Source organism: Planctomonas sp. JC2975, assembly GCF_012985205.1.
In the GTDB taxonomy this organism is placed as follows: Bacteria; Actinomycetota; Actinomycetes; order Actinomycetales; family Microbacteriaceae; genus Humibacter.
The window spans coordinates 2,946,362-2,965,294 of sequence record NZ_JABEKS010000001.1; the positions used below are offsets into that span (position 1 = coordinate 2,946,362).

The window sequence follows — 18,933 nt, forward strand, 5'->3', positions numbered from 1 at the left end:
CGGATGATGCAGTGATGGGCCGTCGGATCAACCGGCGGCCCATCACTTCGTGCACCGGAGGAACCTGACCTTCCTCGTGCCACTCGTGTTCGGGTATTACTTCATCTGCGACACGAGCGTGTTCTGCAGTGTGGTCAGCGCCTCCTTCGGCGTCGCTTTCAGGGAGAGCACACTTTGCGCGAACGTCGTCATCGCCGGCGTGCTGTCGACCAGCGTCACGTTGGAGAAGAGTGCGTCTCCGCCGGGTGCCGCCCACGTCTTGCAGATCGGCTGCCACACGGAAATCATCTTGGCCGCGTTCGGGTCAGCCTGGAATTCCTTGGTTGCGGCAATGGACTTGAGCACCGGGAGCCCTATACCGGTGTTCTTTGTCCACAGCGGGGCCATGTTCTTGTAGTAATACGTCAGGAACGCCTCGGATCCCTTCTGGGACGGGGTGTTCGTGTACATCATGATGTTGTTCGGGAAGTACAGCGCACCCTTCTTGCCGTTACCTGAGACGAGGGGATCGCCCACGTAGATGTCCGGACCGGCCGCGCCGCCCACCTGTTGGGCGAGGCCCGGGCTCTCGAACCCCATAGCGAACTTGTCCGCCTTCCACTGGGAGTAAGCGTTGGTCGTCGAGTAGCCGACACTGCCCGGGTCCATGTATCCCTTACGGACCATCTCCACCACGAAGTCGAGAGCGTCGAGGTTCTCCTGAGTGACGCAGTTCGGCTTCTGTTCCTTGTCGAACAGGCCGCCGCCGTTGTTGATCAGGAGCCCCACGAGGATTTGGAATCCGTTGCCCTGAGCACCGGAGGCGATGCCGAAGCCGTACGTGCCGATCTTCTTCAATGCCTCACAGGCATCCAGGTACGACTGCCAATCCTTCGGCGGAGTCACTCCGGCCTTCTCCAGGAGAGCCTTCCGATACCAGAGCACGCGCATGTCGAGGTTGTACGGGACGGCGACATACCCGGCCGGTGTCTTCATGGCGTCAAGCACCCCCGGGAGGAAGTCGTCGTACAGCCCGTTCTTCTTCCAGGAATCGAGCAGGTCATCCGCATAGGCGATGTGGTGCTGCTTCGCGAACTGGAACGCCTGAGTGCCGCTGCCGCTACTCACAGCCGGCCCTGTGTTCGAGGCAACGGCGGAGGCGAATGTGGTCGTAAAGTTCGCCCACTGCACGGACTGATAGGTGGCCGGTGGCAGCTCACCGGAGGGCTTATACGCCAGCGTGATCTGCTTGTCGGTCGGGGCGAAGTCGATTCCTCCCCATGGCATGTTCCAGAACTTGATTGGTTTCGCGCTTCCACCGCCTGAGGAGCAGGCAGCCAGCAGCGCGGCCGCCGCAACGCCGCCGCTCGCAGCCAAGAAGCTGCGACGCGACAAGCGCGCCACATCGTGTGAGTTGTTCATGCTGTGTGTCCTCCTGCACTCCAGCCCGCGCATCGAGCCGGGTTCCTCTTTGAACATGGAGCGATGCCATCCATCTCAACCTTGCGCAAAGTCATGCTATATGTTCGACATCAGACCATATGTTTTCAGGCAGCTGCGCAAACCGCAAGCCACGACTCAGGAATAGTTTGCGCAATCTGGGCAGTAGGATTCGACTCATGCAGAGCGAATCTCCGCGCCGGCGTCCCACCCTGAGCGACGTTGCCGAGCTGGCGGGCACCAGCGTGCCAACGGTGTCGAAGGTGCTTCGGGGCGGGACGGACGTTTCGCCCAGTACGCGCTTGAGAGTGATGGAGGCGGTGCGAGAGACCGGATATCGACGCCGGGGGTCGGGCGGGCAGGCTGACGTCCTGACGCAACAGCCCACCATGATCGACCTCGTGGTGAATCACGTCGAGGGCTCGTGGGCGAACTCGGTTCTCACGGGCGTCGAAGCGGCCGCGGCGGCCGCGGATATCGACGTCGTGATCTCGATGGCGACGCACGGAAGGGACTGGGCGTCGCGGCTCCTGCGCCGTCCCTCGTCCGGTGCCGTGGTCGTGCTCGTCGATCCGTCGTCCACCCAGTTCCGGACGCTGGCAGCCGCCAACGTACCGGTCGTCCTCATCGACCCCATGAGCAGGCCGCCGCACGAAGTCCCAAGCGTGGGTGTGGCCGACTGGGACGGTGGACGGACGGCCGCCGAACATCTCCTAGGGCTCGGTCATCGCCACTTCGGCATCATCGCGGGAGGCCGAAACCACCTATACAGTCGCGCCAGAGTCGACGGATTCCGATCCGAGGTCGAGATGCGCCTCACCAAGCCGAGCATCCATGTCGCTCACGCGGACTGGAACCGCCAACGCGCACGAGACGAAAGCCGACGCCTCCTCGAAGCGCACCCCGAGATCACCGCCTTCTTCGGCTGCTCCGACATCATGGCGCTGGGCATCTACGACGCCATCGCCGACCTGGATCTGACGATTCCGAACGACATCAGCGTGGTCGGGTTCGACGACGTCCCCGAGGCGCAGACCGCCCGGCCGCCGCTGACCACCGTCCGACAGCCGACCGCCGAGATGGGCGCCACGGCAGTGAGGATGCTGCTCGCCGCCATGACGATGCGCCCTGCGGCCTTCGAAGCCGAACCTGCGCGCATCGAAATGGCGGCCGACCTCATTGTTCGCGGATCCACTTCTGCGCGCGTCGACCCATAGTCCACCGAGCGCGCAAATCGACCTCGGATCGAACTCGTGGCTCGAATTTTCAGCTTGTCACTGCTGGCCGTTGCGTGCGTGACTCTTAGGGCGTGACTGGCACGGTCGGCGGCTCGCTGGGAGTCTTGAAGGCTTGTCGTGTTTCCAATTGCTGTTGGATGCCCGATGGTCGTTGATCGAGCCGATGCTGCCGCGTCCGACCGGTCGGAAGGGCAGGCCGTTCTCGGACGCGCGGACGATGCTCGAGGGGACCAGCTACCGATATCGGTGCGGGATCGCGCGGTGTGATCTGCCGGAGTCGTTCGGGCGGTGGCTGACGGTTGTGGACGTGGCAAAACCGGATGGCGACCGACGGAACCTGGGACCAAGAGGTCACGAAGCTGACTGCCGTGTCGGAGGTGGCAGTCCAGATCGACTGGTCCACTCCGTGGACTGGACCATCGCCCGGGCGCACCAGCACGCTATGAACACGACCCGCACCATAGGGGCTGAAACTAACTGCACGAATCTGCAGGAAGAGCCGCCCGATCAGGAGAACGGCCGCTCCTGCGGCGGGTTGTTGACGAAGATCCACCAACTCGTCGACGGGAGAGGGCCCGGAACCCAATTGTTGTTCACCGTTGACAACCCGCGCTTCCTGGACACAATTCCGGCCACCACTGGCTCGTATACGATCTAGGCACGATGGTCGGAAGAGAGTCAGATCTCCGCCTCCTCGGGCTCGGGCTGCACGTACCCCCGCGTGACAAAGTTCCGCTCGAGCAGAGAGCACCACCACAGCAGGATCAGGCCGGGCGCGACGAACACCGCGGGGATGAAATTCCACACGACGACGCCCGTGAGGATCAGCGCGATTGCGAGCAGGAACGTCAGGCTCGGTGTCGTCAGCCCGAGGGTGAGCCCGTTGCGCACCTGCCGCCAGGTGGGGTTGGTGAAACGGGCCACCAGCGGAAGACACCAGAAGAGCAGCAGCACGAGGAAGAGTGCGACGACGAGGATCGGCACAATGACCTGGCCGAGCCCGAGTACCGGCACGGCAGAGAGCGCGAAGATGCCGGCGGCTGCGACGGGGACGGCAAGCAGACCGACGAGAGTCGCCTGCCTCCAGCTCTGTCGCCAAGCCTTCGAGGCGATAGCCCAGGGGCCGGCGTCTTTGCCGAGCACGTACCGACGGCACAGTTCGTACGCGACTACCGTTCCCGCTCCGGCCGTCACAACGAGCCCGAGGCTCAGGAGCCAGAGGAGGCTGATGAGGATGGCGGAGGCGAGTAAGTCCAAAGCGCGCCACAGTCGTGACCCAGGGTTGTAACGAAAGATGGTCGGGCCTCTCTGTGTGCGAACGTGCGGATCCTGCCGAGGGGGCAGGCCTCCCGCGCTGTGCGCGGGAGGCCTACCGCCATCAGCCCTTCACGGAGCCGATCATGACACCGGACACGAAGTGCTTCTGCAGGAAGGGGTAGACGAACAGGATCGGGACGGCCGCCACCATGGTGATCGCCGACCGGAGGGCGATCGGCGTCGTGCCCTGCCCGCCCGCCGCTGCGGCGGCCGCGCCGCCCGACTGGCCGGCGCCGTTCATGCCGGAGGCCATCGAGCTCGACAGCAGCTTCTGCAGCTCATACTGCAGGGTCGACAACCACTGCTCGTTCGAGTTGTAGAGCAGGGTGTCCAGCCAGGAGTTCCAGCTGCCAACGGCCACGAACAGGCCGATGACGGCAAGGGTGGGCTTACACAGCGGCATGACGATCTGCCACCACGTGCGGAACTCGCCGGCGCCGTCGATCCGTGCCGACTCGATGATCTCGTCGGGGAGGGACCTCATGTATGTGCGCAGGAGGATCAGGTTGAACGCGCTGATGATGGTCGGCACCCAGTAGGCGTTGAAGCTGTTCAGCATGCCCAGGTCCTTGATGAGCAGGTAGTTCGGGATCAGTCCGGCGTCGAAATACAGCGTCAGCACGAAGATCAGGGTGATAGAGCGGCGGAAGATGAACTCCTTGCGACTGAGCGCGTACGCGAGCATCGAGGTGAAGAACAGGTTCGTCGCCACGACCACGACCGTCTTCAGGACGCTCATGAAGAACGCCTGATAGAGCGTGCTCATGTTGAGCACGACGCTGTAGTTCTGCAGCGAGAACACTCGAGGCCAGATGCCGATCCCCCCACGGACGGCATCCTGGCCGTTGTTGAACGAGATGGCGAGGGTGTTGAGCAGCGGGTAGATCATGAGCACCGCAAGGACGATCAGGAAGATCGTGTTGAGTGTCGTGAACACGATCCGTTCGACCGTCCACCTGTCCCGCGGTGACCGGGTGCGCGATGGGCGGAGCTTCGGCGACTCCGCGGCAACTGTGGGTGTCATGAGGTCCTCCTAGACCAGCGTCTCTTGGTTGAAGCGCTTAGCCGCTAGGTTCGCCGAGCCCACCAGGATGATGGCGACGATGGTCTTGAAGATGCCCGCGACGACGGCCACGCTGTAGTTGCCTAGCTGATAGCCGTAGCGCAGCACGAACACGTCGATGGTCTCGGCCCGCTGGGACACCAGACCGTTGCCGAGGAAGTAGGGCAGCTCGAAGTTCGTCGACAGGATCCAACCGCTGTTGATGATGAGCAGCACGATGATCGTGGGGCGGATGCCCGGGAGCGTGATGTTGAACATCTTGCGGTAGCGGCCGGCACCGTCGACCTCGGCGGCCTCATAAAGAGTCGGGTCGATGGCGGTGATCGCGGCCAGATACAGGATCGTGTTCCAGCCCAGCTCCTTCCACAGGTTCGTCCCGGCGACGATCTGCCAGAAGTAGTTCGGCTGTGTCAGGAACAGAATCGGGTGGTCGATGAGGTGCAAGTTCAGCAGCGCCTGGTTGATGAACCCGCCGGAGCTGGGCAGCGACAGCGCTACGGAGGCCAGGCTTGCGACGATCACCCAGCTGAGGAAGTGCGGCATGTAGGTGATGTTCTGCAGCACGCGCTTGAACGGAAGGTTCTTGACCTCGTTGAGCAGCAGCGCCAGGACGATGGCCCCGATGGTGCCGACGATCAGGGAGAGCACCGACTGCCCCAGCGTATTGATGATGACATTGCCGAACTGCTCACCATTGACGCCGGTGAACAGGTTGCGGAAGTTGTCGAGGCCGACCCACTGTTGGTTCCAGATGCTGCCGCGTCCGGGCCGGTAGTGCTGGAAGGCGATCACCCACCCGTAGGCGGGAACGTACTTGAACAGGATTTGGTAGAGAAGCAGCGGGACCGCCATCGCGATCAAGGCTCGCTGCGCCCAGACCCTGTCCCAGGTGATCTTGCGCTTGAGGCCCTGCGCAGAGTTCTTCTGGGCCTTGCGCTTTGATGCGCGCGAACTGGTCGCGAGCGGAAGGGCCGTTTCCAGCCCGCCAGCAGCGGTCACATACTTGCTGACCTTGGTGTCAGTCATCTGTCCAACCTCGTCGTCGGGAGCTGTGGGTGGTGATCTTGAACGTGTCGTGGTGGGGGGCGGGAGGGGGCTTGCGCCCCCCACCACGACTGCTCGCGACGAACTGCTACCAGTTCTTCAGACGGTACTGAATGCCCTTGTTGACGGCGTCCTCGTAGCTCTTGACGTCGATCTGTCCAATGACCTGGGTGTAGGTCTTCCAGTTCTTGTCGAAGTCTGACGTCTTGCCGGCGATGATCTTCGGCAGATTCTGCACGGCGGCGTCGGTCAGCTGCTGGTTGGCCTGGGTGGCTGCGTCGTCGAGCTTGATGTTCCACGCCGGGTAGTACTTCGGGTTCTGCGGCGCCTTGTTGACGAAGTCCATCCAGGTCTTCTTGTTGTACTTCTGCATGAAGTCCTTGTCGTAGGCGGACAGCGTCGCGTAGAACTCGGCGGGCTGGTCGTCGGGGCTAAAGGCGTTGCCGTCGGAGAACGTTCCGTTGTGCTTGGGAACCTGGTCCATGAGCGCCATGAGCTTGTTCTTGGACTGCCAGGTGAGGTCCTTGGACTGGGTGCGCTGTGCGTCCGTGCGGGTGAACTTGCCGTCGGTGCCCACCTCATAGTCCTCACCCTCAATGCCCCAGGAGAGCACCTTCTGCCAAGGCTCGGAGAGCATCATGTCGAGGAATTTGAGTGCCTCCTTCTTCTGCTTGCTCGTGCTGGAGACGCCGAAGCCCTGGTTGGTGTTCATCACGGCACGGTCGGCGTAGTACGGCTTGACACCGGGGTAGACGGGCATGAGCGGCACGTAGGTGTACTGGTCCTTGCCGGCGCTCTGCAGCGACGCGGTGGCGGTACCGAACTGCCAACCCTGGTTCTGCATGCCGAGGACGGCGCCGCTGGCCAGCTTCGCCGAGAACTGGTCGTTCGTCAGGGTGAAGGTCTCGGGGTCGACGAGGCCTTGGTTGTACCGGGCGTTGAGAGCCTGGAACCAGTTCTTCGCGACGTCTTTATCGGCGAAGATCGACGCGTGGTCGTTCTTGTCGACGATGACACCACCGTTGTTCGGCGAGCCGGCCAGCAGCGCCGGCGGGTTGGTCAGGATCCACTCTGCCCCAGTCGGCGCGGGTGCCTCGAATCCGACCGTCGGGGCGCCGTCGGTTGTCGGGTTCTTCGCCTTGTAGTCCGAGATGAGCTTGAAGTACTTGTCGACCGTCATGTTGCTCAGGTCCGGGTATCCGGCGTCGGCGAGCACGCGCTTCTGGATCCAGAACGCGGCACCGTAGTACGAACCGCCGGTGACGTCACCGTAGAAGCGGTTGTAGGCAGGGAGGATGTATAGGCCCTTGTCGATCGCGGTGCCCGTGTAGCTCATCTTCTTGATGTACGGCTTGACGTAGTCCTCGACGTTCGGGTAGTTGCCCGACTTGAGCATGCTGTCGAGACGCGTCATCGCGCCGCCCTCGATGAACCGCATCTTGAGGTCGCCGGTGCCGATGAGGTCGGGGTAGTCGCCCCCGGCGAGCATGACGCCGATCTTCTGGTCGGCGTTGTCCCCGGTAACGAGTTCGTAGTTCAGGGTGACGCCGAGCTTGTCCTTGAGCAGCTTGGTGAGCTTGTTGTCGGCGGCCGGAACCTGGTGCGACGACTCAATGTACACCGAGAGCGTGGTGGGGTTGCTGGGGGTCAGTGTGCCTGACTTGTCCGCGAGGTCACCCGACGGGATGACGACTTTGTTCTTCGGCGCGGACGCATCCGTGGTGGTACAACCGGCGAGAACCAGTGTTACTGCGGTGGCCGGGGCAAGCGCTAACAGGTTCCTTCTTGTGATGGGCACAGAAGTCTCTCTTCCTTGAGATCGGTTCCGGTCGGCATTGGCCGGGACCCGTGCAGATCGGACGCGAGTCTGTGTCTCGCGCCCTCATCCCGAGAGGGATTTTAGCGATAAAATAGGAGACATAGCGGCGAGAAGTCAAACCCGCTCGCATCTCAATGCGATAACGGAGCCGCCCTGCAACGTGGGCGCCCCTGCGCCACGTCCTGGAGAATGACGCCCTGCCGCCCGCTTAACCGACTGCCATCTGCTCGGGAACGGGACGCTAGATGAGTGAGTCCTTCTGACGCCCTGGCGTTGTAGGCGCTATTGCGATGTGCATAGGGGCGCTAATCCGGGGAGATGGGGACGGAGGGTATTAGACCCCGGCCAGTCATGGTGGGGCACACGGGTCCGCCAGGCGACCGGGCTGCTGTCCGCAGTGATCACCGAACTCGCCCGCGACACCCCGACACTCGGCGAGATCACCCGGCTGATCGATTCCACCTCGGTGCCGTGCGGAAAGTCCCGAGAGACCGTGAAACGCTCCGACCTGGCCGGTCACGCCGGTTATGGGTACTGCGCCTCCCATTCTCGGTTCCTCTGGGAATCCGGCTCTCCTTAATCTTCCCCGGTTCGGGAAACTCGGCCGAATCAGGCAATGGGTCGAGTCCGTGTTCGACTCCCTCGAAGGCCGACTCTCGCGGAGCTCGTCCATCAGAGCATAAACGACTTCCGCCCGCCATCGCGGAGCAGCTCAGCGCGCACGCGCATGATGCCACGGTTCCAGCCGTACATGCGGGTGGAGCATCGCTCCTGCGCTCGCCCGCGCGGAGCCGACGGCGCAGGGAGTTGCTCGTCGTCGGCGCTCCGTGTCACTGAGCAGCCAACTGACGAGCCCTCAGCTTCAGCGTGCTCGGCAAGGCACTATCGTCATCTGCGAGCGCGGACGCCGCGTTCTCTTGACACTCCTTCCGAATGGAGAGCTCATGACGATGTCTGCGGCCATCGACGACGCGCCCGCGCAGCACGGGATGATTCCGATCGCAACCCCCGCACAGCCCGGCGCGATCGAACTCGGAACTGGAAGGCCCTCGGATGCCCGCGCACCGGAGGCATGGCACAGCGAGTACGGCAGCATGTTCGCGCGCAACGTCAGCGTCCCCACGCTGACGCCATTCCTCCCGGAGCCGGCCACGGCCACGGGAACCGCCGTGATCGTCGCTCCGGGCGGCGGATTCATGTCGCTGTCCATGGAGAACGAAGGCTGGGACGTCGCACGCGCGCTCGCTGACCGCGGTGTCGCTGCCTTCGTGCTGAAGTACCGGCTCAAGCCGACCGCAGAAGGCCTTGACGACTTCGCCGTTGAGTTGAGGACGATGCTGGCGGGACCGCGTCCCTCTGAGCGGCATGACCCGGCCACCGCGGTCCGGGCCCTGGACTCACAGATCGCCGACGCCCGCGCGGCATTCGCGCTCGTGCGCAGCCGTTCCTCCGAGTGGAGAGTCGATCCCGAGCGCATCGGCATGGTCGGCTTCTCCGCCGGCGCCATGCTCACCGTCGCGACGACCCTTGCAGGTGAGGATGCGAAACCGGCCTTCATCGGCGACATCTACGGCCCGCTCACGGCGTTCGAGGTACCGCACGACGCCCCGCCGCTGTTCATCGCGCTCGCCGCGGACGACGGCCTGATGGCCTCGGGCGGGTTCCCGCTGGTCGAGAGCTGGCACGCCGCCGGACGTCCCGTGGAGCTCCACTTCTACGAGAAGGGCGGGCACGGATTCGGCATGTATCCGAAGGAGACCACCAGCACTGACTGGTTCGGCTCCTTCGTCAGCTGGATGAGGATGCACGGCCTGCTCGAATGCCCGGATGGTCGGTGACCTCCGGCCTCGACGGCTTCCGCCACGTGATCTCCTCCACGATCGCCGCGTCGGTTCCGGTCGAGCGTCTCACCCTGCTCAACCAGCTTTGGCCGCTAGCGTATGACCGGCTGAACTACGTCGCCCGACGATCGACGAAAAGCCCCGGTTTGGGAAACTCGGCGGAATCAGGCAATGGGTCGAGTCCGTGTTCGACAACCTCAAAGGTCAACTCACCCTCGAAGAACACGGCGGTCGCACCATCGCCGGCATCTACTCACGCATCGCCGCCCGACTCCTCGCCCTCGCTGCCGGCATCTGGCACAACTGGCGCACCAACGCACCGATCAAACGCCCACTGATCGCCTACGACCACTGAAACCAAAGAGACTCACTCACCTAGGCGCGGCCGTCGGGGGCGTGGGCACCGAACGTCTGAGTCTCAACCTCGACACCTTCTGGTCCGGCGGACCAGCGACCAGCGACGACGCTACACTGCTCGGGGATCTCATCGAACTATGCGGAGCCGGGCCGCGGGCGACCATGGGCAGACTCGCTTGCCCTTGACTTGTCGCCGTCGGCCGGAGCGACCGCGAGACATTTTATCGATATACTTGGCGCTGCCTGGCGGCGTCGTCAGGCCGTTCGCGCCCCGGCGAGGTATGCACCCATCTTCCTCTCGGACTAGCAGGACGTCGCGGCTCCGGAGGATGCGCATGGTGAAGATGGCCGACGTGGCCCGCGAGGCCGGTGTCTCGGTCATGACCGTGTCGAACGTCATCAACGAGCGCCTTCCCGTCGGTGAGCCGACACGCGCCCGCGTCATGGCGGCCGTCGAAGCCCTCGGGTACGAGGTCAACCTGACTGCGAGGAATCTGCGCGCCGGGCGGACCGATACGGTCGCGTTCGTCGTGCCGAGTTTCCACGACTACTTCGGCGAGCTCGCCGACCAGGTCGCCCCGCTCATTGAGGCGGAAGGGCGTCACCTCGTTCTCGAGCGGACGAGTGCCAACGCAGAACAGGAGATGGAGGCGCTGAGCGTCCCGCGGCTCCAGATCTACGACGGCGTCCTGCTGTCCGTCGCTGAACTCGACCTGGAGCTGCTCGACCGGGTTCGCACCACGAAGCCGATCGTCCTGCTGGGCGAGCGTGACGTTCCCGACCACCTCAACCACGTACGCCTCGCGAACGAATCAGGCGCTCAACTCGCCACGGCGCACATGATCGAGCACGGAGCGCGCCGCATTCTCGCGCTCGGTTGCACGTTCGACGCCGCACACATCATGACCACGGACCGACGCGTCGGGTGGGAGCGCGCGCACCACGAGGCCGGTCTCGCCGTCGATCCGGCGCTCGTCGCGCCGGTCGGCGACTTCACCTCGCTCAGTGCCTATGATGCGATGCTCGAGGTCATCGCCAGGGGGACGGCCTTCGACGGCGTCTTCGCGGTGACCGACATCGTCGCCCTGGGTGCGCTGTCCGCCCTCGTGGAGAGTGGCCTGCGGGTGCCCGTCGATGTTCAACTCGCGGGGTTCGACAACCTCGACATGTCGCGCTTCGTCCCTCCCGGCATCACGTCGGTCGATGCCAACCACGAGGGCGTCGCAGAGGCGGCGGTCGACCTGCTTCACCGCCAGATGGCGGGTTGGACGGGTCCCGCCGAGCACGTCGTCGCGCCCGTTCGCCTCGTAGTGCGTGGATCCACCCGTGGTGACGCCTAGCCCAGGACTGCGACAGGTTCTTCGCATCACCCCACATCGCCCCGGTCAAAGGAGACCCATCCGTGCGAACCCCCGGCGTCGTCACCCGCCGGCAGGGCCGTCCTGGCCTCGCCGGTCCTACCGACGCTTCACCGGCGGTTGACAGTCTCAGCGCCGAGCGCGTCATGAATGCCGTGCCGTTCAGGACGTGGAGCAATCGGACGCCTGGGCCTATGGGTCTGGCTCCCGTGCGCCACCGACTGACCTCTTGCCTCACCTGACCCAGACATCCCTTGACGCGAAGGAGCGCCATGACTATCACGACCGCCGTCATCGACCTGGACCTGCCGGGTGCCACGATCAGCCGGCACATCTACGGGCACTTCGCCGAGCACCTGGGGAGGTGCATCTACGGCGGATTCTGGGTGGGCGAAGACTCGCCGCTGCCCAACGTGCGGGGCATCCGCTCCGACGTCGTGGACGCGTTGAAGGCGATCCGGATCCCGAACCTGCGTTGGCCGGGCGGGTGTTTCGCGGACGACTACAACTGGCGTGACGGCATCGGCCCGCGCGAGCTTCGCCCGCGGATGGTGAACTCTCACTGGGGCGACGTGGTCGAGGACAACTCCTTCGGCACGCACGAGTTCATGGACCTGTGCGAGCTATTGGGCGCCGAGCCGTACGTGGCGGGAAACGTGGGCTCGGGGTCGGTGGCGGAGATGTCGGACTGGGTCGAGTACCTGACCCGCTCGGACGACTCACCGATGGCGGCGCTGCGGCGGGCGAACGGGCGTGACGAGCCGTGGCGGGTGCCGTTCTGGGGCCTCGGCAACGAGGCGTGGGGCTGCGGCGGCAACCTGCGCGCTGAGCAGTTCGCCTCGCTGGCCCGCCAGTATGCCACCTACTCGCGCAACCACGGCGCCAACTCGCTGTACCGGATCGCGGCAGGAGCGAACGCCGGGGACCTGCACTGGACCGAGACGCTCATGCGGTCCTTCGACGACCTGACGTCGGACCCTGCGGGGCACGCCGGCCCGTTCCAGGCCGTGTCGCTGCACTACTACACGATGGCGGGTTCGTGGTCCGACAAGGGCGACGCCACCGGCTTCAGCACGGACCAGTGGAACGTCACGATGGCGCGCGCTCGGCAGATGGAGGAGTTGCTCACTCGCCACTCCACGGTCATGGACCGCTACGATCCACATCGCAAAGTCGGCCTGGTCGTGGACGAGTGGGGCACCTGGTGGAACGTGGAGAAGGGCACCAACCCCGGTTTCCTGTACCAGCAGAACACGCTGCGCGACGCGCTGGTCGCCTCGGTCCACTTCGACGCGTTCCATCGGCACGCCGAGCGTGTGGTCATGGCCAACATCGCCCAGACGGTCAACGTGCTTCAGGCGATGATCCTGACAGACCCCGACACGGGCGCGCTGGTGCTCACTCCGACGTACCACGTGTTCGAGATGAACTCCGGTCACCAGGATGCCGCCGCGCTGGCTGTGCACTTGCTCGACGCCTACACCCGCACCGTCGAGGGGAACGAGTTCTCGCTCGTTTCGGCGTCCGCGTCTGTCAACGGGAACACCGCCCTGGTGTCGCTGTCCAATCTCGACGCCGAGACCGACTGCACCGTGGTGCTCGACCTGCGGGGCCGAGACGTGCTCGGGCACTCCGCGCGGGTCCTGACGGCGTCGACACTTGACGCACACAACACACCGGAGCGTCTCGACGCCGTCTCGCCTGCAGCGCACGCCGGTGTGCGGACGCATGCCCGCGGGCTCGAGGTGGACCTGCCAGCTCACTCATACGTGACCGTCTCGCTCGACCTGCGCTGATGGATTCGCGCCACCGGGACGGCCGGTTCACGAACCCCGTCATCTTCTCCGACGTGCCCGATCCCGACGTCGTTCACGACGGCAGGCAGTACTACATGGTCAGCACGACCATGTACTTCGCGCCGAGCGTGCCGATCATGCGCTCGGGCGACCTCGTGCACTGGTCACTCGCCGGCTACACGGGCCCGATCCTCGACGACACGGACGCTCTCGCGCTGCGCAACGGACGCAACGCCTACGGCCAAGGCAGCTGGGCCGCGAGCATCAGGTTCCACGAGGGCACGTACTACGTCTCGGTCGGAAGCCTGACCACGCAGAAGACGTACATTTACGCGACGCCGAGCATCGAGCACGGGCCGTGGACGCGGTCGGTGCTCGACGGCTACGCCCACGATCAGTCGCTCCTGTTCGATGGCGAGGACACCTACCTGGTGTACGGCGGCGGTGTGATCGACCTGCGCCGCCTGGGGCTGGCGGCGGACGGGACTTACGTCTGGGACGGACCCGCGATCCGGCTCGTCGACGACGCGAACGTCGACCAGACCAGCGGGCTGAACGCCGAGGGCGCGCACGCGTACAAGATCGGCGACTACTACTACGTCTTCATGATCGAGTGGCCGACGGACGGGGTGCGCCAGGAGGTCGTGTGGCGGTCGACGGTGCTGACGCCGCAGTCTCAGGGTGGAACCTGGGAGGGCAGAGTCGTGCTCAGCCAGGCGGTGTCGGTCGAGGGGCGCAAGGGCGGCGGTGCCGCCCAGGGCGGCGTTGTCCAGACGCCCGACGGGCACTGGTACGCCATGGTGTTCCAGGACGAGGGGCCGCTCGGCCGATCGCCACAGCTGGCGCGCGTGACCTGGGAGGAGGACGGGTGGCCGGTGTACAGACTGGACGCCTCGATGGCGATGCCAAAAGGAACACCGTCGGCGAGAGGGACGCACCTGCTCGTCACCGACGACTTCGACAACGAGACTACGGCCGCCGGCTACTGGAGCACAGTGCATGCGGGAGCGGTGACGACATCGCAGGAGAACGCCTGGAACGGGTCGAACCTGGCGCTTCCGTGGCAGTGGAACCACAACCCGGATAACCGGTTCTGGTCGCTCACCGAGCGTCCCGGCCACCTGCGGCTGACCACGGGGAGTGTCGCGTCAGGCATCCTCGACGCCCGCAACACGCTCACGCAACGCACATACGGGCCGGCCGCCTCGGCCGCGATCTTGCTGGACGTTTCGGGGATGAAGGACGGCGATCTCGCTGGCCTGTCCGCCTACCAGCAGAAGTACGGGTACGTGGCCGTCGAGATGCGGGGCGGTGCCCGTCGGCTGGTAATGCGTCGGGCGGACGGGCAGGGAAGGGTCGCGTTCACGAGCGTCCCTGTGCCGCTCGACGCCGAGACGGTCTCACTGCGGGCCGACGTGGATTTCCGGGACGCCGCCGACCGTGCGTCGTTCGCCTACTCTCTCGACGGCGTCACGTGGACGCCGATCGGTGACGACCTGGCGATGGAGTACAGCCTCGGCCACTTCACCGGGTATCGATTTGCGATCTTCTGTTATGCGACGGCCGTGACCGGCGGGTACGTGGACGTCGACTGGTTCAGGGTCGGCGACGACATCGAAGGCACGAGGCCATGACGAGACGACTTGTACCGGAGCTGGAGGCGCGTCGGTACCTCATCGAGGACTACACGGAGTTCGCGCAGGTCCCCGAGCCCGTCGTCGAGTAGTGGAGGGCACCGTTCGGGCCGCTCGAGGACTGGGACCTGACCATTGTCGACCAGGTGGTCCCAGGCCCGGTGCCCGTGCGCGTCTACACGCCTGTGAGCACCCTGCCCGACGGCGGCCGCGCGTGCCTGGTCTGGATGCACGGCGGCGCCTTCGCTTGGGGCGACCTCGACATGGCCGAGGCGCACGGCGCCTCGTGCGGCGTCGCCGGCCGTGCCGACGCGGTGGTCGTCTCCGTCGACTACCGCCTGTGCCCCGTGATGCCCGAGCTCGGCGGAACCGTCGGCGACCGGGTCGACGAGCTCGGCCGGCCGGTTCGGTTCCCCGTGCCGCAGGACGACTGTACGGCGGCGTTCGACGCGGTACACGCGGACCCCGCGCGGTTCGGCGTCGACCCGGCCCGGGTCGCGGTCGGCGTCGCGAGCGCCGGCGCCTCGCTGGCGGCGTCGGTGGCCCTGCGCGCGATCCACGACGGCCACGCACCGTGGCAGACCCTGCTGCTGTACCCGGTGCTGCACCCACGCATCCGAGCCCGTCGTTCCGCATCGCGGAGCGCGATGAGGCGGGGGCGCAGGCGCTGTCGCAGCTGCGTGGGCAGGGGCTGAACCTCGTGGCGGATGCGCTGGCTCGATCCGTCGACCACATTCGCAGCTTCTTCGAAATGATGCGCACCGAGCTCGGCTTCTACGTGGGATGCGTCAATCTCGCCCACGCCATCGATCACCGCGGTCTGCAGACGTCGTTCCCGACCCCGATCCCCGGGCAGCGGCAGGAGTTCACCTGCGACGACCTGTACGACGTGAGCCTCGCCCTGGTCTCATCGGGCAAGGAGGCCACGGGGAGCAGGCTCGCCATCAGCTCCATCGTCGGCAACACCGTCGAGGCGGATGGCCACCGGCTCATCATGGTCACCGGAGCGAACCGCGGCGGCAAATCGACGTTCCTGCGCAGCGTCGGCCTCGCCCAGCTGATGATGCAGGCCGGCATGTTCGTGCCGGCTCGCTCCCTATCGGCGACCATCGTCTCCGGCGTCTTCACCCACTTCAAGCGCGAGGAGGACACCGCACTCGCCAGCGGGAAGTTCGACGAGGAGCTGGCGCGGATGCGCGACATCGTCGGGCAAATCCAGCCGAGGGCGCTGATCCTGTTCAACGAATCGTTCGCTGCCACGAACGAGCGCGAGGGTGCCGAGGTAGGGCCTTGGAAGCGATCGAGGCTAACTGAAGGCCCTTTCGTCTGAAGTCGTCTGCACCTTGGTGTCGCTCCCTCTGCCCAGGCGCCGGGTGGTAAAGGTGCCGAAATCCGGGTCGGGATACCGAGTCCCTCCCTCTAACCTGCCGATCTCCTTCACCCCATCCTGATTCACGTTTCGCGATAGGCGCTTACGTATCAAAATCGACACTGAATGAGATGCGATGCCGACGTGGCATGCGGCCGGCCCTTTCGAGGACTCGCGATCGGCTTCCGGGATCCTCGAGGCTACGCCGTCGTCGCTAGGACTCCTGTGGGGCTCGCGTGGTGAACAATCGTCCGCGCGCCCCCCTAGAAAGCGACCGGTTGCGGTCGCGGGGGCGCGGGATCGGGTGCGGTGATGAGGTCGCCGAGCATGTCCGGTATCTGGAGACGGAGCGTCATGCGGAGTTCTTCCGCGACCTGTCGTACCACTGCAGGCGCCGGTGACTCGGAGACTTCCCGGCTGAACGTCCATCCTTGGTCGTGTGTCACGAAGCCCATTGAGTTGCGGCGAGTCAGAGCTTCGTAGTCAGTAGGAAGCCGGTCGTCGAGATGGGCGCCGCCATCCTTGTTTGCCATGTAGAGCACGATGTTGCGGCGCGAGAAGGTGTTCCCCTGCATGTCGGTCATTTGCGGTGTTTTCCACCAGAAGTCGAAAGGTACCAACCGGTCTCCAGTGAGTCGGGCGGCGTCGTACGCGGGGCGCCATTCGTGCGCACCGTCTGACATGACGGCGACGACGGCATAGCCGGGGTCCGACACTGCCGTTGTTCCAGGCCCCAGCTTTCCAGATAGCGCGCAAGGTCGCTGTTCGGCGGCGGCGCTGAGTCTGGTTGGTCTCCAGTGACAAATTGGATGGAGTCCTTCACCCCGAGGTGCGCGAGCAGACTTCTGCTCGACGGGGTGTCGTGAACAAGCACGCGGATGGTCGTGGCAAGCCGGAGCGACTCGGCGTATGGGCCCATGTCGTAGGCGTGGGCAGACGCATCGATGAACGACAGCTGATCGCGGAGACTGGCCTGGAACTCCTCCATGGTGCGTGGCATACGCAAAGTCTGCACTACGACGCGAAACCATCATACGGGCTTCCTCGGCCAATCACGCCCGGCACATCTGTTCGGTCGGGCTGAGGCGGGTTACTCTGGAGGCGAGATCGTGGTGGAGGGGCTCACCATAACCGCGACGGACGCCAACGGCCCCTGCTGCGCTATTCATACGCGGAAGGCAGGGAGAGCCATGGTCTCCACGCAGTGGTGCGCTCGACTCGACCAGGTCAGGGTCGCCAAGAGCGGACACGTCATCCTCGAGGACGTTCCTCCCCGGCGCGAAGATCGGCGTCGTCGGACCGAACGGGGCGGGAAAGTCTACGGCTCTGCGGAGTGCCGGGTCGATAGTGCGAAGGTCCGCAGACGCGCAAACGTCTGTCAGACGTTATGGGTCTGTGAGAGACCAATCGGTCGGCCGCTAGGCGGCCGTAGTGTTCTGCACCCTTTCGGGTGCGTTCTTTCGTCGTGAAGCCTGCGGCATTCTACGGTCGTCGTCCTCCGCGCAAGCGGCCTGCGGCCGCCAGCTTCCCCGAGACTTTCCGGCCGCGGTCGCCTGGCGGCTCCCTGATTTCGGCGGGAAACTCTCTCCTCCGCTGCCCTTCGGGTTGCACTCCGTCCTCCTCCCTGCGATGGCACTTCGTGCCTTCACGGCAAAAGAACGAGATGGAAGGAGAGACACATGCTGAACGGGATGCTGGTCAACACGGAGGGCGCGATGCGCTCGGTGCAGGTCGACGACACGAACGCGGTGACCCTGTGGTTGTCGAGGCAGGCAGCGCTGGGGTGCGACCACCTGAATGTGGTGCGGATGCCGGACGGGATCGACTGCTGGGTTGATGACGAGGGCCTGTACAGGGGGGGTTCAACCCGGTCCTGACGGTGATGACGGACCGGATCCGGTACACCTCGCCGTTGCTGGGCTCAGGGTTGTTCCTTGGCCGGGTCGCCGCGACGGGGGCGATGGCGTCGCTGACCGGCGAGCAGATCGCGACGATCTGGCAGTGGTGGGTGGCGGCGAGCCGGAAGGTCACGAACGCCCCGGTCGCCGTCTGACCCCCACCAAGAAAGGGGTCGGGACCGAAGCACCGGTAATGCCTCGGTCCCGACCTGATCACAGAAGTTTACTGAGAAGGGAAACGCTCAACATGAGCAGCAAGAAGAGCACCACCGAAGCGGACGGTCCCGCGGCGACGGTGGATGTCAGCGCGGTCACGGTCGAGCTGATCGACCCGGCCGTCGCGGTCTTGGACGCCAACGTGCGCACGATCGTGGATGTGTCGTTGGAGTTCATCGACTCGATCCGCGCGGACGGGGTGCGGGAGCCGGTGAAGGCCCGCCGTGGCGAGGACGGGACCGTGTACGTCTATGACGGGCAGCGCCGCCTCCTGGCGGCCCGGGAAGCCGGGCTGGCGGGGATCCCGGCCGTGTTCGGGCTGGCCGAGCAGGGCGGCACCGTGGCGGCACGGATCGCCGATCAGTTGCGCACGTTCGCCCGGGACGAGCTGACACCCCTGGACCGGGTTGCCGCGGTGCGGCAGTTGAGCCTGGAAGGCGTCAGCGTGACCCGGATCGCACGCAGCACCGGCACGTCGAAGAAGCGAGTGGCCGACATCCTCACGGTGGCGGGGTCTGCGACGGCGACGCAGGCCGCGACCGAGTACGGGCAGCAGTTGACTCT

General features: G+C 65.2%; 17 protein-coding genes and 3 pseudogenes. 13 read left to right on the forward strand and 7 right to left on the reverse strand.

Annotated elements, in window-relative coordinates; all coding sequences use genetic code 11:
• Positions 1-96 precede the first annotated feature (96 nt).
• Positions 97-1,401 (reverse strand): extracellular solute-binding protein, encoded by a 1,305-nt coding sequence (locus HII28_RS13445; RefSeq protein WP_170025846.1) that lies wholly within the window; start codon positions 1,399-1,401, stop codon positions 97-99.
• A 197-nt stretch (positions 1,402-1,598) separates the two neighbouring features.
• Here HII28_RS13445 and HII28_RS13450 point away from each other — a divergent pair, with 197 nt between their 5' ends.
• Together HII28_RS13450 and HII28_RS13455 are read left to right on the forward strand one after the other, a co-directional pair.
• Positions 1,599-2,636 carry a LacI family DNA-binding transcriptional regulator gene (locus tag HII28_RS13450; RefSeq protein ID WP_170025847.1) on the forward strand — a complete coding sequence of 346 codons (1,038 nt, stop codon included), beginning with the start codon at positions 1,599-1,601 and terminating at the stop codon, positions 2,634-2,636.
• A 133-nt stretch (positions 2,637-2,769) separates the two neighbouring features.
• Positions 2,770-3,231 (forward strand): annotated as a pseudogene (locus HII28_RS13455) (transposase); the annotation flags it as partial.
• A 104-nt stretch (positions 3,232-3,335) separates the two neighbouring features.
• Here HII28_RS13455 and HII28_RS13460 read toward each other — a convergent pair.
• The 4 genes from HII28_RS13460 to HII28_RS13475 form a co-directional block, all read right to left on the reverse strand.
• Positions 3,336-3,914, reverse strand: coding sequence for a DUF624 domain-containing protein (locus HII28_RS13460; RefSeq protein WP_205864655.1), 579 nt, complete (start codon positions 3,912-3,914; stop codon positions 3,336-3,338).
• Between the two features lie 121 nt (positions 3,915-4,035).
• Positions 4,036-4,998 (reverse strand): carbohydrate ABC transporter permease, encoded by a 963-nt coding sequence (locus HII28_RS13465; RefSeq protein WP_170025849.1) that lies wholly within the window; start codon positions 4,996-4,998, stop codon positions 4,036-4,038.
• Between the two features lie 9 nt (positions 4,999-5,007).
• Positions 5,008-6,063 (reverse strand): ABC transporter permease subunit, encoded by a 1,056-nt coding sequence (locus HII28_RS13470; protein ID WP_170025850.1) that lies wholly within the window; start codon positions 6,061-6,063, stop codon positions 5,008-5,010.
• A 106-nt stretch (positions 6,064-6,169) separates the two neighbouring features.
• Complete coding sequence (locus tag HII28_RS13475; protein ID WP_346769308.1) at positions 6,170-7,879, reverse strand: extracellular solute-binding protein; 1,710 nt, start codon at positions 7,877-7,879, stop codon at positions 6,170-6,172.
• A 361-nt stretch (positions 7,880-8,240) separates the two neighbouring features.
• Here HII28_RS13475 and HII28_RS20305 point away from each other — a divergent pair.
• From HII28_RS20305 to HII28_RS20310, 8 genes and pseudogenes are all read left to right on the forward strand, one after another.
• Positions 8,241-8,556 (forward strand): annotated as a pseudogene (locus HII28_RS20305) (IS982 family transposase); the annotation flags it as partial.
• A gap of 288 nt (positions 8,557-8,844) precedes the next feature.
• A complete protein-coding gene (locus HII28_RS13480; protein ID WP_170025851.1) occupies positions 8,845-9,738 on the forward strand; it encodes an alpha/beta hydrolase in 894 nt (297 codons plus the stop codon).
• Positions 9,739-9,871: 133 nt separating this feature from the next.
• Positions 9,872-10,096 (forward strand): annotated as a pseudogene (locus HII28_RS13485) (IS982 family transposase); the annotation flags it as partial.
• Positions 10,097-10,433: 337 nt separating this feature from the next.
• The gene (locus tag HII28_RS13490; RefSeq protein WP_170025852.1) at positions 10,434-11,438 is read left to right on the forward strand and encodes a LacI family DNA-binding transcriptional regulator; all 1,005 of its coding nucleotides are present in this window, start codon (positions 10,434-10,436) and stop codon (positions 11,436-11,438) included.
• A 290-nt stretch (positions 11,439-11,728) separates the two neighbouring features.
• The gene (locus HII28_RS13495) at positions 11,729-13,252 is read left to right on the forward strand and encodes an alpha-L-arabinofuranosidase C-terminal domain-containing protein (protein ID WP_170025853.1); all 1,524 of its coding nucleotides are present in this window, start codon (positions 11,729-11,731) and stop codon (positions 13,250-13,252) included.
• Complete coding sequence (locus HII28_RS13500; protein ID WP_170025854.1) at positions 13,252-14,886, forward strand: glycoside hydrolase 43 family protein; 1,635 nt, start codon at positions 13,252-13,254, stop codon at positions 14,884-14,886. Before HII28_RS13495 ends, HII28_RS13500 begins: the two co-directional genes overlap by 1 nt.
• A gap of 146 nt (positions 14,887-15,032) precedes the next feature.
• Positions 15,033-15,581 (forward strand): alpha/beta hydrolase fold domain-containing protein, encoded by a 549-nt coding sequence (locus HII28_RS13505; RefSeq protein ID WP_205864656.1) that lies wholly within the window; start codon positions 15,033-15,035, stop codon positions 15,579-15,581.
• Positions 15,582-15,880: 299 nt separating this feature from the next.
• Positions 15,881-16,216, forward strand: coding sequence for a hypothetical protein (locus HII28_RS20310; protein WP_240977948.1), 336 nt, complete (start codon positions 15,881-15,883; stop codon positions 16,214-16,216).
• A gap of 302 nt (positions 16,217-16,518) precedes the next feature.
• On the opposite strand, the gene HII28_RS13510 is transcribed toward HII28_RS20310, so the two are convergent.
• A complete protein-coding gene (locus HII28_RS13510) occupies positions 16,519-16,839 on the reverse strand; it encodes a hypothetical protein (protein WP_170025855.1) in 321 nt (106 codons plus the stop codon).
• Positions 16,836-17,255, reverse strand: coding sequence for a hypothetical protein (locus tag HII28_RS13515; RefSeq protein ID WP_170025856.1), 420 nt, complete (start codon positions 17,253-17,255; stop codon positions 16,836-16,838). Before HII28_RS13515 ends, HII28_RS13510 begins: the two co-directional genes overlap by 4 nt.
• A gap of 679 nt (positions 17,256-17,934) precedes the next feature.
• On the opposite strand from HII28_RS13515, the gene HII28_RS13520 reads away from it, so the two are divergent.
• The 3 genes from HII28_RS13520 to HII28_RS13530 form a co-directional block, all read left to right on the forward strand.
• The gene (locus tag HII28_RS13520; RefSeq protein ID WP_170025857.1) at positions 17,935-18,132 is read left to right on the forward strand and encodes a hypothetical protein; all 198 of its coding nucleotides are present in this window, start codon (positions 17,935-17,937) and stop codon (positions 18,130-18,132) included.
• Positions 18,133-18,137: 5 nt separating this feature from the next.
• Positions 18,138-18,308: a hypothetical protein gene (locus HII28_RS13525; protein WP_170025858.1), complete on the forward strand. Its 171-nt coding sequence runs from the start codon at positions 18,138-18,140 to the stop codon at positions 18,306-18,308.
• A 92-nt stretch (positions 18,309-18,400) separates the two neighbouring features.
• Positions 18,401-18,933 (forward strand): ParB/RepB/Spo0J family partition protein (locus tag HII28_RS13530; protein ID WP_170025859.1); only part of this gene is annotated, 533 nt, incomplete at its 3' end.

Excerpts from the sequence above, each read along its gene's own strand:
- HII28_RS13445 (WP_170025846.1), bottom strand. The coding sequence starts at position 1,401 with ATGAACAACTCACACGATGTGGCGCGCTTGTCGCGTCGCAGCTTCTTG.
- HII28_RS13450 (WP_170025847.1), top strand. The coding sequence starts at position 1,599 with ATGCAGAGCGAATCTCCGCGCCGGCGTCCCACCCTGAGCGACGTTGCC.
- HII28_RS13465 (WP_170025849.1), bottom strand. The coding sequence starts at position 4,998 with ATGACACCCACAGTTGCCGCGGAGTCGCCGAAGCTCCGCCCATCGCGC.
- HII28_RS13470 (WP_170025850.1), bottom strand. The coding sequence starts at position 6,063 with ATGACTGACACCAAGGTCAGCAAGTATGTGACCGCTGCTGGCGGGCTG.
- HII28_RS13480 (WP_170025851.1), top strand. The coding sequence starts at position 8,845 with ATGACGATGTCTGCGGCCATCGACGACGCGCCCGCGCAGCACGGGATG.
- HII28_RS13490 (WP_170025852.1), top strand. The coding sequence starts at position 10,434 with ATGGTGAAGATGGCCGACGTGGCCCGCGAGGCCGGTGTCTCGGTCATG.
- HII28_RS13495 (WP_170025853.1), top strand. The coding sequence starts at position 11,729 with ATGACTATCACGACCGCCGTCATCGACCTGGACCTGCCGGGTGCCACG.
- HII28_RS13500 (WP_170025854.1), top strand. The coding sequence starts at position 13,252 with ATGGATTCGCGCCACCGGGACGGCCGGTTCACGAACCCCGTCATCTTC.
- HII28_RS20310 (WP_240977948.1), top strand. The coding sequence starts at position 15,881 with ATGGTCACCGGAGCGAACCGCGGCGGCAAATCGACGTTCCTGCGCAGC.
- HII28_RS13510 (WP_170025855.1), bottom strand. The coding sequence starts at position 16,839 with ATGACCGACATGCAGGGGAACACCTTCTCGCGCCGCAACATCGTGCTC.
- HII28_RS13515 (WP_170025856.1), bottom strand. The coding sequence starts at position 17,255 with ATGCCACGCACCATGGAGGAGTTCCAGGCCAGTCTCCGCGATCAGCTG.
- HII28_RS13520 (WP_170025857.1), top strand. The coding sequence starts at position 17,935 with ATGCTGAACGGGATGCTGGTCAACACGGAGGGCGCGATGCGCTCGGTG.
- HII28_RS13525 (WP_170025858.1), top strand. The coding sequence starts at position 18,138 with ATGACGGACCGGATCCGGTACACCTCGCCGTTGCTGGGCTCAGGGTTG.